The organism is Niallia sp. Sow4_A1 (assembly GCF_052116745.1).
Taxonomy (GTDB): domain Bacteria; phylum Bacillota; class Bacilli; order Bacillales; family Cytobacillaceae; genus Niallia; species Niallia hominis.
Genome location: NZ_JBQKKM010000029.1, coordinates 20,176 through 33,626, shown reverse-complemented (window position 1 = coordinate 33,626; position 13,451 = coordinate 20,176). Strand labels below are relative to the sequence as shown.

Sequence of the window (13,451 nt, the reverse complement as noted above, 5' to 3'; positions counted from 1 at the left end):
ATTTTATAGTTAAAATGATTACTATTACTTCATTATGAAATCAGATTTAACATTTTCATTATTATCAAGAGTTAATGAAAAGTTCAGGTTGCATCTAAATAGAAAAAAAGCTACACTAGCAACAAAAAGAATGTATAGGCGGTTAAAAGGATGAAGAAACGGGAGCAGGAAAAAAAAGATAATGTTATTTTTTTTCCCGATTTAGATAAACGTTTATTACAAAAGGGCTTAGATGCCATTTCAGATAAGCAATATAAAGAAGCAATTGCTTATCTAGAGGAAGCAAAAGAGAGAAATCCTTTTCATAGTGAAATTAACATTGGGTTAATTCTGTCTTATTACGAGCTAGGTTTATTGGAACCGGCAAAATACTTAGCAAAAGAAATGCTGAAAGAGGGACAGGGTGACTATATACATGTGTTGGACTTATATATCATGATCCTTGTGCAGCTACATGAATATGAAGAAATTGTTTCAACGATTGAAGTATTGTTAGAAGATCATCAAATTCCTGCCAATAAAATCGAGCACTTTTCAAAAATGCTTACTTTTAGTAGAAAAATGGCAGAGTCTTCTCCACTAACAGAAAAGGATAATTTAATGGAAGAAACTACGGGTGAAACGGAGAGATTAATGGAATTAGAAGATCCACAGGAACAAATGCTTCTTATTGCTAAAATGTCTAGTCAAAACATCCGAGCTTCTATTGAACAAGTAAAACAGTTTCTTCAGGAGGACGAAAAAAACCCGTTTTTAAAAACGATGTTAATTAATATTTTGCGAGAGCAGGATTATGACAAAGAAGTAGTGATCCATAAATTTACTCGAGCCATAACCGTAAAGCCAACCAATTTAAAGGATATTAAAGAGCAAGATCAATATAAAAAGATAATGACATTTCTGATTGATTATGTTGAAAGTAATGATCCCGTTTTATTCGAAAATATTAAAATGTTAATGGATCGACAATTTTTTTTGCTTTATCCATTGGTGCTTGAAGATTATAGTCCTGAAACATGGGCAGCATCCTATCATGCTGTCGTAAATGAATATTTTGGCCAAGAGGATACACAAGAGATTCTCTCAATATATGAAGTAAATGAGGATAATTTTGAACAAGCAAAAGCCTTCATTTATCAACTAGAGGAAATTTCTTATCCTAATATTTAGGCAAGGATGTTGAAACAACTAGAACCTATGATATAATGTAATGGTTGCATTTAGAAAATGCGAATATGTTTATTTCTTACTAGATAACTTTCTGCCATTATTAGGTGTGAGCTTTTTCGTTTGAAATAGCTTTCAAACAGTAGTAAAGAAGTTTATCTATACATTAAGTAGAAGTAATGAAAAAGTAGAATAGATTGTTGGAGGGAAATTATAGTATGTCAGCTAAATGGGAAGTTTTAGAAGGGAACCGTGGCGTTCTTACAATTGAATTAGATGCAGAAAAATTAAACGAAGGTTTAGATTTAGCATTTAAAAAAGTAGTTAAGCAAGTAAATATTCCTGGATTCCGTAAAGGTAGAATTCCACGTGGAATGTTCGAACAACGTTTTGGTGTTGAATCTTTATACCAAGATGCAATTGATATTCTTTTACCAGAAGCTTATGCAAATGCAATTGAAGAAACTGGAATTGAGCCAGTGGATCGTCCAGAAATCGATGTAGAACAAATCGAAAAAGGAAAAGCATTAATTTTCAAAGCAACTGTTACAGTGAAGCCTGAAGTAACATTAGGTGAGTACAAAGGGTTAGAAGTACCTGCTGTTGAAACAACTGTTACAGATGAAGAAGTTGAAGCTGAAATTAAAGCATTGCAAGAAAAACAAGCTGAGTTAGTAGTAAAAGAAGAAGGTACTGCTGAATTAGGCGATACAGTTGTTATGGACTTCGAAGGATTCCAAGATGGAGTTGCATTCGAAGGCGGAACTGCTGAGAACTTCTCATTAGAACTTGGTTCAGGTCAATTTATTCCTGGATTTGAAGAAAAATTAGTAGGAGTTGCTACTGGCGAAACGACAGAAGTAGAAGTTACATTCCCAGAAGAATACCATGCTGAAGATTTAGCTGGAAAGCCTGCTACATTTAAAGTAACAATTCATGAGATCAAAGGAAAAGAACTTCCTGAATTAGATGATGAATTTGCAAAAGACGTAGATGAAGAAGCTGAAACATTAGCTGAATTAAAAGAAAAAATTAAAACTCGTCTAGAAAATGATAAGAAACATCAAGCGGAACATACAGTACGTGATACGGTTGTAGAAAAAGCTTCTGAGAATGCAACAATGGATATCCCTTCTGCAATGATCGATACAGAAATTGATCGCATGATGAATGAATTCGAACAACGTCTTCAAATGCAAGGTATGAACCTTGAATTATACTTCCAATTCTCTGGACAAGATGAAGCTGCTTTAAAAGAGCAAATGCAAGAAGACGCTGGAAAACGTGTTCGTTCTAACTTAACTCTTGAAGCAATTGTTGCAGCAGAAAATATTGAAGTAACAGAAGAAGAAGTAAATGCTGAACTTGAAAATATGTCTCAAATGTACAATATGCCAGTAGATGCTATTAAACAAGCACTTGGCGGTGTAGAAAACTTACAAATGGACATTAAAATGAGAAAAGCAATCGATTTCCTTGTAGAAAACAGCAAAACTGTTGCATAATAGAAGTAAGAAAAAAAACTAAGGCGCGACTATTTCGTGCCTTAGTTTTATATTAGTGTTAAATAACATATAATATGGGTAACTATAATATAAGTTACTCTACCGTACAGGAATATACAGACAAATCAAGAGATAATATTTCCAGATTTAAAGAAGCGAAATCTGGTTATGCTTAAGAAAGTACATACATTTTACCGTTATTGGATGATTAGGGCTGATTACCCAAGCTGAATTATTTCCTGTACATTACCATCATGTGATACAATTCAATACATAACTGTTGAAAAAAGTAAGTTTTGTTTCAAACCAATAATATTCCGTAACGGTAAAAATATACAAAAAGAAGTATTAAGGGGTGAAGGCATGTTTAAATTTAATGACGAAAAAGGCCAGTTAAAGTGTTCATTCTGCGGAAAGACACAGGATCAAGTTCGTAAATTAGTTGCTGGTCCAGGTGTATACATTTGTGATGAATGTATAGAGCTATGTACAGAAATCGTGGAAGAAGAATTAGGTACAGAAGAAGAAGTAGAATTTAAAGATGTACCGAAACCAGCAGAAATTCGCGATATCCTTAATGAATATGTCATTGGACAGGATCAAGCGAAAAAGGCTCTTTCTGTTGCAGTGTATAATCATTACAAGCGCATTAATTCAAATAGTAAAATTGATGATGTGGAATTATCAAAAAGTAATATTGCGTTAATTGGGCCAACTGGTAGTGGTAAAACACTTCTTGCACAAACATTAGCAAGAATATTAAATGTACCATTTGCTATTGCAGATGCAACAAGTCTAACAGAAGCTGGATATGTTGGGGAAGATGTAGAAAATATTCTCTTGAAATTAATCCAATCTGCAGATTATGATGTAGAAAAAGCAGAAAAAGGTATTATTTATATTGATGAAATTGATAAAGTTGCACGAAAATCAGAAAATCCTTCCATTACAAGAGACGTCTCTGGTGAAGGTGTTCAACAAGCATTATTAAAAATTCTAGAAGGTACTGTAGCTAGTGTTCCGCCTCAAGGTGGCAGAAAGCACCCTCATCAAGAATTCATTCAAATTGACACAACGAATATCCTATTTATTTGTGGTGGTGCATTTGATGGTATCGAACCGATTATTAAAAGACGTTTAGGTCAGAAAGTAATTGGTTTTGGTTCAGATGGTAAAAAGGCAGAAGTGGAAGATAAAGATTTACTTGCGAAAGTATTACCAGAAGATTTATTACGCTTCGGGTTAATTCCAGAATTCATTGGACGTCTTCCAGTTATTGCAAGTCTTGGACAATTAGACGAAGAGGCATTAATTGAGATTTTAACGAAACCAAAAAATGCTTTAGTAAAGCAATTTAAGAAAATGCTGGAATTAGATGATGTCGAATTAGAATTTGAACCAGAAGCTCTAAAGGAAATTGCTAAGAAGGCAATTGAAAGAAAAACAGGGGCACGTGGATTAAGATCTATTATTGAAGGTATTTTGTTAGATATAATGTTTGACTTACCTTCAAGAGACGACATTGTCAAATGTATTATTACAAAAGAAACAGTAACGGAAAATGCATCTCCAAAACTTGTTTTAGAAGATGGAACAGTAGTGGAGAAAGAAACAAAAACATCTGCATAACAACAGTTATAAAAGAGAATCATTTGGTGTAAACCACCATTGATTCTCTTTTTTTTTATGTGATTTTATTCCCCATCAACAACAATAGGAGAGAACCCCTTTTTTATCGCACTGGACAGTAGACTTTCACTCTCTGCTAATGAGAACGCAAGGAAGATAGTGAATATACTTGTCCATAAGGTACTCTTGTGTCAACTACTAAGAAGGAAAACCACCACTGTTGGAAGTTCCACTTTAAATTTCTACATACTCCACATATTTTTTCCATGAAAACTTGTTTATTCCAACAAAGGGAAGGAGATACTATTTTTTAAAGACAAGGCACTATTAGGTATGTGGTCTTTCATTGGTGTCTACGCTTATTGGAAATGAGCATTTCATCAATCTTTGTATAATTCATTAAGATAGTAAATCAATAATCCTTAATTGGTAAAAATGTCGGAATTGACATGCTATCTCACTTCTTATGTAAAGAGTAAAGGAACATACACGCATGCTTACCGAAGAACCTACTCAAAAGAGTGAATGAAAGATTTGCCCCTATCTGTAGATTTTTTAAGGGACATACATATGTGAGGTTCTAAAACAACATGATTATAGGAGGTATTATTTATGAATTGGGCGGAGATCGCTTTATTTGTACAATTATTCTTCGGGATTATTATCGGACTTTATTTCTGGAACTTATTAAAGAGTCAGAGAACACAAAAGGTTTCGATTGACCGTGAATCAAAAAAAGAAATGGATCAGCTAAGAAAGATGCGTGCCATATCCTTAACAGAGCCGCTTTCTGAAAAAGTACGTCCAACAAGCTTTGCTGATATTGTAGGACAGGAAGATGGCATTAAATCATTAAGAGCAGCACTCTGTGGTCCAAATCCACAGCATGTTATTATTTATGGACCTCCAGGGGTCGGTAAAACAGCGGCAGCAAGACTGGTATTAGAAGAAGCAAAGAAGAACCAGAAGTCACCCTTTAAGCCAAACTCTGTGTTTGTGGAATTAGATGCTACAACAGCTAGATTTGATGAGAGGGGTATTGCAGATCCGTTGATTGGATCAGTTCATGATCCGATTTATCAAGGGGCTGGAGCGATGGGACAAGCTGGTATCCCACAGCCGAAGCAAGGAGCAGTTACTAACGCTCATGGTGGAGTTTTATTTATTGATGAGATTGGAGAACTACATCCAACACAAATGAATAAGCTTTTAAAAGTGTTAGAAGACCGAAAAGTTTATTTAGAAAGTGCTTATTACAATGAAGAGAATACACAAATTCCTTCCCATATACATGATATATTTAAAAATGGATTGCCTGCAGATTTTCGACTAATTGGAGCAACAACTCGAACACCAAACGAAATTCCTCCAGCAATTCGTTCAAGATGTATGGAAGTATTCTTTAGAGAATTAACAAAAGAAGAAGTTATAAAAATTGGCAAAAAAGCTGCAGATAAAGTGAATATGTCCATAAGTGAGAAAGCTCTCGATACCCTTTCAGAGTATGCAAGAAACGGAAGAGAAGCAGTTAATATGGTTCAGATTTCCGCTGGCCTTGCGATAGGTGAGGAGCGGAGCTTTATTAAGGATGATGAGGTAGAATGGGTTATTAATTCAAGTCAGCTTTCTCCTAGAATGGAAAGAAAAATTAATAAACATTCTACTATTGGAGCAGTTAACGGGCTTGCGGTTTATGGATCCAATATTGGAGCTTTATTAGAGATTGAGGTAACTGTTATTCCGGCAAAAGATGGGAAGGGAAGCATCAATATTACCGGTATTGTGGAAGAAGAGAGTATTGGAGGACAAGGTAAATCGATTCGAAGAAAAAGCATGGCAAAGGGTTCAATAGAAAATGTTATTACGGTTTTACGATCAATGGACGTTCCAGCAGACCAATTTGACATCCATGTCAATTTTCCAGGTGGTATACCGATTGATGGACCGTCAGCAGGTATTTCTATGGCAACTGGTATTTATTCTGCTATTTACAAGCAACCGGTAGATCGAAAAGTAGCAATGACAGGGGAAATTAGTATTCATGGAAAAGTAAAACCGATTGGAGGAGTAGTAGCGAAAGTGAAAGCAGCTAAAGCTGCAGGCGTTCAAAAAGTTATTATTCCACAAGAGAATATGCAGGCTATATTGGAGGAAATAAAGGACATTACCATTGTTCCGGTTCAATCACTTAATGAAGTTATCGAGCATGCATTACTTAAGGAAGAATGGAAGGAAGAAGCAATTCCAGCGTCTACAATTGCATGGACAAAGAAAGAAAGTATTTAATTCCTTATATTACATAAAAAATGCTTTCGGTAAAAGCATTTTCACTGTCGGCTAATTCAGTTAAGAGAGAGTTGGTCGGCAGTTTTTTGTGAAGCCGTATGTATGGGGGGAAGATAATAAAAGAAAACCTGTAGATATAACCTATATTTTAATAAATGAAAAGATTATTATATAATGAAAAAGAGGAGAATAGGTGTTGATATTTTTCTTTTTTGAATGGAAACCACCTAAATAAGCCACTTTATTAGAGAAGGCTTATTTTAAATGGATCTATGCATTATTTGGATAATGTCTTTTAAAAGTTATTTCTCCTCGTGAAATTCTATCTAAGTAAACAAAATACAGATTAAGAAGAGTAGAAAAGGGGAATCGAAAAATTAGTTCTATTTTTTCGGACTGTCTAATAACTCTAGTTAATAGACACATTTTCATAAATGAGATAGAATTGTACAAAGCATTAGAATGCAAGGGATGCCTATATCGATAGAAATAGTGCGATTAGGCGCTAAAAGTAAGGGATTTTTTAAGCTGGAGGTGCAACGTCATGGAGGAAAATAAAAAAACAATAGTCCCCCTCCTGCCGCTTCGAGGATTACTGGTTTATCCAACGATGGTACTTCATTTAGATGTAGGTCGTGATAAATCTGTTCAAGCTCTCGAAAAAGCAATGGTAGAAGACCATTTAATTTTTCTAACAATGCAAAAAGATATGGATATAGACGAACCCGAAGAAGAGGATTTATATAAAATTGGAACATTAACAAAAGTAAAACAAATGTTAAAGTTACCAAATGGAACAATAAGAGTCCTTGTTGAAGGGGTACAAAGAGCAGAGCTGGAAGAATTAATGGAGGAAGATGGATATTTTGCAGCAAGTCTGCACCTTTACGAAGAAGAAACTTCAAAAGATGTAGAAGATGAAGCATTAATGAGAACAATGCTGCAGTATTTTGAGCAATACATAAAAATTTCTAAAAAAATATCCCATGAAACATATGCAACAGTTTCCGATATGGAAGAGCCAGGTAGAATGGCTGATATTATTGCTTCTCATTTACCCATTAAATTAAAAGAAAAACAACAGATTTTAGAAATGCTAAACAATAAGCAAAGAATGAATTATGTGATTGATATCATTCAAAACGAAAAAGAAGTTTTAAATTTAGAGAAGAAAATCGGTCAACGTGTAAAGAAATCCATGGAAAGAACACAAAAGGAATACTATTTACGGGAACAAATGAAAGCTATTCAAAAAGAGCTAGGCGATAAAGATGGAAAAAGTGGTGAAGTAAGCACACTGCTTGAAAAAATTGAGGAATCAGGAATGCCCGATCATGTAAAAGCAACTGCTTTAAAGGAATTAGATCGGTATGAAAAAATTCCTTCCACCTCTGCAGAAAGCTCTGTCATCCGCAATTATATCGATTGGCTATTAGCGTTACCGTGGACGAATGCAACAGAAGATGATTTGAATCTAATTAAAGCGGAAAAAATCTTGAATGACGACCATCATGGACTTGAAAAGGTAAAAGAAAGGGTATTAGAGTATTTAGCCGTACAAAAGCTTACAAACTCTTTAAAGGGCCCTATTCTTTGTCTAGCTGGACCTCCTGGAGTCGGGAAAACGAGTCTTGCGCGTTCTATAGCACGCTCTTTAAACCGTAATTTTGTTCGCATCTCTTTAGGTGGAGTGCGTGATGAATCGGAAATAAGAGGACATAGACGAACTTATGTTGGAGCAATGCCAGGAAGAATCATTCAAGGAATGAAAAAAGCAGAGACGATTAATCCAGTATTTTTATTAGATGAAATCGATAAAATGTCCAATGATTTCCGTGGAGATCCTTCCTCTGCTATGCTTGAGGTACTTGATCCTGAGCAAAACCATAATTTTAGCGATCATTATATTGAAGAAACATATGATTTATCGAAGGTTATGTTTATTGCTACAGCCAATAATTTAGCTACCATACCTGGGCCATTGCGTGATAGAATGGAAATTATCTCAATTGCTGGATATACAGAAATCGAGAAAATTCATATCGCGAAAGATCATCTATTGCCTAAACAAATTAAAGACCATGGATTATCTAAATCTCAGCTTCAAATTAGAGAAGATGGCATCCAAAAAATTGTCCGTTTATATACAAGAGAAGCAGGAGTCCGTACTTTAGAAAGACAACTTGCAACCATTTGCCGCAAAACGGCAAGAATGATTGTTACAGGTGAAAAGAAAAAAGTAGTGATAACTGCTAAAAATATTGAAGATTTCCTTGGTAAGCCTATTTTCCATTATGGTCAGGCGGAAGAAGTAGATCAAGTTGGTGTTGCAACTGGCCTTGCTTATACGACAGTTGGGGGAGATACTTTGCAAATTGAAGTATCTTTGGCTCCGGGAAAAGGTAAATTAGTTTTGACCGGAAAATTAGGTGATGTAATGAAGGAATCTGCTCAAGCTGCATTTAGCTATATTCGTTCTAAATCAGAAGAGCTAGGAATTGATGCGAATTTCCATGAGAAATATGATATTCATATCCATGTCCCAGAAGGTGCAGTACCAAAGGATGGACCATCTGCAGGGATTACAATGGTAACTGCTCTTGTTTCTGCTCTTTCTGGCAAACCTATCAAGAAAGAAGTAGGGATGACAGGAGAGGTAACGCTCAGAGGACGAGTTCTGCCAATTGGAGGATTAAAGGAAAAATCCCTTGGTGCTCACCGTGCCGGTTTAAAGACCATTATCATACCAAAAGATAATGCTAAGGATATCGACGATGTTCCTGAGAGTGTAAGAGAAGAACTAGACTTTATTTTAGTTTCACATGTAGATGAAGTATTAAAACACGCGTTGAACGGAAGTGTAAATCTTTGAAAGTTAATCAAGCAGAAATAGTAATTAGTGCCGTAAAACCCAATCAATATCCAGAAGGAAATCTACCAGAGTTTGCTTTAGCTGGAAGATCGAATGTGGGGAAATCATCCTTTATTAATCGTATGCTTGGACGAAAAGCGTTAGCTCGCATTTCGTCCAAACCGGGAAAAACACAAACATTGAATTTTTATTTAATCAATGAAATCCTGCACTTTGTTGATGTACCTGGTTATGGTTATGCAAAAGTTTCTAAGAAAGAAAGAGAAGCTTGGGGAAAAATGCTTGAAACGTATTTTACCTCAAGAGAGCAGTTAAAAGCAGTTGTTTTAATTACAGATCTTCGCCATCCGCCAACTGCTGATGATATTTTAATGTATGACTTCTTGAAGCATTATGGAATACCATGTGTCGTAATTGCTACAAAAGCAGATAAAATATCAAAATCACAATGGCAAAAACATTTAAAAATAACAAAAGAAACATTAGGGCTTAGTGCAGATGATTACTTAATCCTATTCTCATCCGAAACGGGAGAAGGAAAAGATAAAGTTTGGTCTCTGCTAGAACATTTAGCAAATAAATAAAAAATCGACTCACATCAGCTAGCATAACTAGTTGAAAAGTGAGTCGATTTTTTATTTTAGTATAGATGTATAGATTTAACTTTCTGGCTACAATCATGACCGTAGCCATTTTGTATTATGTATAACACTTTTATTTCCTCTTTTTCGATACTAAATAATATCCCCCAACGATGATGAATAGAATGGGTATCAAGTTATTTAAAGTATGTGGACTAATCTTTAAGAATGTTAACGAGCCGAGAATTTCTTGATAAAAAAGCAAAAGAACAGCTAACAAGAGAAATAGAAGACCATTTAACATTCCCTGCCCCATTTTCTGATTTTGAAGAATAAAGCCAAGAGCAATAATTAAAATAAATGTACCTGTGTGATCTGGCCAGATTGCAAGCTTATTCACTAAGTGAAAGTGTAAGCCAAAGCCAGTTAAAATCACACCTGGTAAAATGACAGCGTAATCCTTCCCACTATAGCCTTGAAAAAGAAAGGCAATCCCAATAATAATTAACAGGGTTGGCCATGTATATAGATTGGGTAGAATGGTAATATTAAATTCTTTTAAGATAAAATAAAATCCAAAACCAATTAATACGATACCGGAGAACCATTTTTGTGTTTTCATTATTTCCTCCACTTCCAAAAAACTCAGCTTGAATACATAGAAGATTTTTGTTACTGTACAATGAGTAAAGTACTATATTTAACAAAAAAACTAAGATTACAACGATAATTTTATAAAAGAAGTATAAACTATTACTAGTAAATAACGTAAGTATAATTCTTTTACTGTTATTAATACTATATCTTACCATACGAATTCACAATTTGTTCACATTTATAGGGCAAAATGTTTCCCATTTTTGAAGTGATTTTGTTATAATAACTACGTGTTAATAATTATTATAATCTAATCTATTTATATACATGGTTTTTAAAATGTTCTTTATGATTAACAAGGTAAGAACAACTTTTTGGGGGTGTCATTAGGTAAAATGCATATAGTAGCTGTCGGACTAAATTATAAAACGGCCCCAGTAGAAATTCGTGAACGTTTAACATTTGATTCAGAGCAAATAGGGGAAGCTATGAATCAATTACAAAATAAAAAAAGTATATTAGAAAATATTATTATTTCAACATGTAATCGCACGGAAATATATGCAGTAGTTGATCAGCTTCACACTGGTCGATATTATATAAAGCAATTTTTAGCAGAATGGTTTCAGTTGGAACAAGATGAGTTTGTTCCTTATTTATTTGTGTATGAACAAGATGGAGCTTTAAATCATTTATTCCAAGTTATTTGTGGTTTAAATTCAATGGTTGTCGGAGAAACACAGATTCTTGGCCAAATTCGCACAAGCTTCTTGACAGCACAATCCATTAAATCTACTGGTTCAGTGTTTAACCAGTTATTTAAACAGGCTATTACTTTTGCAAAGAAAGCACACACAGAGACAGAGATTGGCGCAAACGCTGTGTCTGTAAGCTATGCAGCAGTAGAATTGGCAAAAAAAATATTTGGTACCTTGCAAAATAAGAATGTTCTCATTTTAGGTGCAGGAAAGATGGGCGAGCTTGCTATTCAGAATTTGTATAGCAACGGTGCTAAAAATGTAACTGTGATAAATCGCACATTTGAAAAAGCGGAAACACTTGCAGATCGTTTTGAAGGGCAAGCAAAACCGATGAATGAGCTGCAATGTGCATTAATTGATGCAGATATTGTCATTAGTTCAACTGGGTCTAACACATTCGTTATCACAAAGGCATTGATGAAGGCAGTTGAAAAAATCCGCAAAGGTAATCCGTTGTTTATGGTGGATATTGCGGTCCCACGTGACTTAGATCCTGAAATAGCTGAATTAGAAAGTGTATTTCTTTATGATATTGACGATTTAGAAGGAATTGTAGAAGCAAACCTCCAAGAACGCCAAAAAGAAGCAGAAAAGATATTGATTATGATAGAAGCGGAAATTATTGAATTTAATCAATGGCTTCATTTATTAGGCGTCGTGCCAGTCATTTCTGCACTTCGGGAAAAGGCCCTAGCTATTCAAAGTGAAACAATGAAAAGCCTAGAAAGAAAGCTCCCTCATTTAAGTGAAAGAGAGAGAAAGATTTTAAATAAGCATACGAAAAGTATTGTGAATCAAATGTTAAAGGATCCGATTCTTCAAGCGAAGGAACTTGCGGCACTTCCAGATGCTGACCAATCGATGCAGCTATTTATGAAAATCTTCAATTTAGAAGCCGATACACAAAAAGAATCGAATAATGTCGTAAAGGAAGACGAGAAAGAAGCATTTTCTCCAATCACTCAGCCGTCCATTCAAGTGTGATAAATATAACGAATGAATGCTTTTACTCTATTAAACGGAAAGTTTTCTTTTTAAATTGCTATCCTGTAAAAAAATCTCTGCGGATGGTCGTTTCACTTTTCTTTTCATCGGTTAAAATATAGTGGAGGATTAAGAAATAAGCCTATATTAAGATATAGAAGACTTGGGGTATTAGTAGGATCTTTTATGTTTGAAGGGGAATGTCGATGCAGGATATTTTTATGACTAGACTTCATGAATTCATGATTATTCTTTATGCTTTATCTGTGCTATTGTATTTTTTTGATTTTCTGCATAATAACCAGAGAGCAAATCGAGTAGCTTTCTGGTTACTTTTATTTGTCTGGATTTTGCAATCGTCTTTTTTAAGTATTTATATAGTGGAGATGAATAGATTCCCAATCTTAACTATCATGGAAGGGCTTTACTTTTATTCATGGGTATTGGTAACCTTTTCTTTAGTAATTAATAAATGGTTGAAAATTGATTTTATCGTTTTTTTTACGAATGTCCTTGGATTTGTTATTATGGCAATACATACATTTGCTCCTGCACGTGATTCTGCTCTTACACATGCAGAGCAGGTTGTATCGGAGTTGTTGTTCATACATGTAACAGCGGCTATTTTAGCGTATGGGATGTTTACAATTTCATTTATTTTTTCTGTCCTCTATTGTATTCAATATGATTTACTAAAACAGAAAAAATGGGGAAAACGAGTAATGAGGATTGCAGATTTGGCCAAATTAGAACATATATCTTACCTATTAAGCGTCTTTGGTGTACCATTGTTACTAATTGGCTTAATTCTTGGTGTTCAATGGGCTATTATCCAAAGACCAGACTTTCTTTGGTATGATCCGAAAATTATCAGCTCGTTCATTGTGCTATTAGTCTATAGCAGTTTTTTGTATTTACGTGTTTCAAAAAAGTTAAGGGGGAAAAATGTTGCCCTCTTAAATATTGCCAGTTTTTTTATTATGCTTATTAACTTCTTTTTAGTAGGCAATTTTTCAACTTTTCATTATTAAATGGAAAGTACATAAAGGAATGAATGTTGGAGGTACTG

At 34.5% G+C, this 13,451-nt stretch carries 9 protein-coding genes; 8 read left to right on the top strand and 1 reads right to left on the bottom strand.

Features of this window, described 5'->3' with window-relative positions:
* The first annotated feature begins 150 nt into the window (after window positions 1-150).
* The 6 genes from ACTQ5K_RS15945 to yihA all read left to right on the top strand — a co-directional run bounded on the left by ACTQ5K_RS15945 (window position 151) and on the right by yihA (window position 10,043).
* A complete protein-coding gene (locus ACTQ5K_RS15945; RefSeq protein WP_441994065.1) occupies window positions 151-1,170 on the top strand; it encodes a tetratricopeptide repeat protein in 1,020 nt (339 codons plus the stop codon).
* A gap of 215 nt (window positions 1,171-1,385) precedes the next feature.
* Window positions 1,386-2,672, top strand: a complete 1,287-nt coding sequence (gene tig / locus ACTQ5K_RS15940) for a trigger factor (protein WP_031537047.1) — start codon at window positions 1,386-1,388, stop codon at window positions 2,670-2,672.
* Between the two features lie 363 nt (window positions 2,673-3,035).
* Window positions 3,036-4,301, top strand: coding sequence for an ATP-dependent protease ATP-binding subunit ClpX (clpX, locus tag ACTQ5K_RS15935; protein WP_031537048.1), 1,266 nt, complete (start codon window positions 3,036-3,038; stop codon window positions 4,299-4,301).
* 612 nt (window positions 4,302-4,913) lie between these two features.
* Window positions 4,914-6,587 (top strand): ATP-dependent protease LonB, encoded by a 1,674-nt coding sequence (lonB, locus tag ACTQ5K_RS15930; protein ID WP_031537050.1) that lies wholly within the window; start codon window positions 4,914-4,916, stop codon window positions 6,585-6,587.
* Window positions 6,588-7,131: 544 nt separating this feature from the next.
* A complete protein-coding gene (gene lon, locus ACTQ5K_RS15925; protein ID WP_441994064.1) occupies window positions 7,132-9,459 on the top strand; it encodes an endopeptidase La in 2,328 nt (775 codons plus the stop codon).
* Complete coding sequence (yihA, locus tag ACTQ5K_RS15920; protein ID WP_441994063.1) at window positions 9,456-10,043, top strand: ribosome biogenesis GTP-binding protein YihA/YsxC; 588 nt, start codon at window positions 9,456-9,458, stop codon at window positions 10,041-10,043. Before lon ends, yihA begins: the two co-directional genes overlap by 4 nt.
* A gap of 130 nt (window positions 10,044-10,173) precedes the next feature.
* Here yihA and ACTQ5K_RS15915 read toward each other — a convergent pair whose 3' ends face one another.
* On the bottom strand, window positions 10,174-10,662 hold the full coding sequence (locus tag ACTQ5K_RS15915) for a LiaI-LiaF-like domain-containing protein (protein WP_031537053.1): 489 nt from the start codon (window positions 10,660-10,662) through the stop codon (window positions 10,174-10,176).
* Window positions 10,663-11,032: 370 nt separating this feature from the next.
* Between ACTQ5K_RS15915 and hemA the strand changes: the two genes are divergently transcribed.
* Both hemA and ACTQ5K_RS15905 read left to right on the top strand, forming a co-directional pair.
* Window positions 11,033-12,382 carry a glutamyl-tRNA reductase gene (hemA, locus tag ACTQ5K_RS15910; RefSeq protein WP_235247793.1) on the top strand — a complete coding sequence of 450 codons (1,350 nt, stop codon included), beginning with the start codon at window positions 11,033-11,035 and terminating at the stop codon, window positions 12,380-12,382.
* A 206-nt stretch (window positions 12,383-12,588) separates the two neighbouring features.
* Window positions 12,589-13,413: a cytochrome C assembly family protein gene (locus ACTQ5K_RS15905; protein WP_031537056.1), complete on the top strand. Its 825-nt coding sequence runs from the start codon at window positions 12,589-12,591 to the stop codon at window positions 13,411-13,413.
* The last annotated feature ends 38 nt before the right edge of the window (window positions 13,414-13,451 follow it).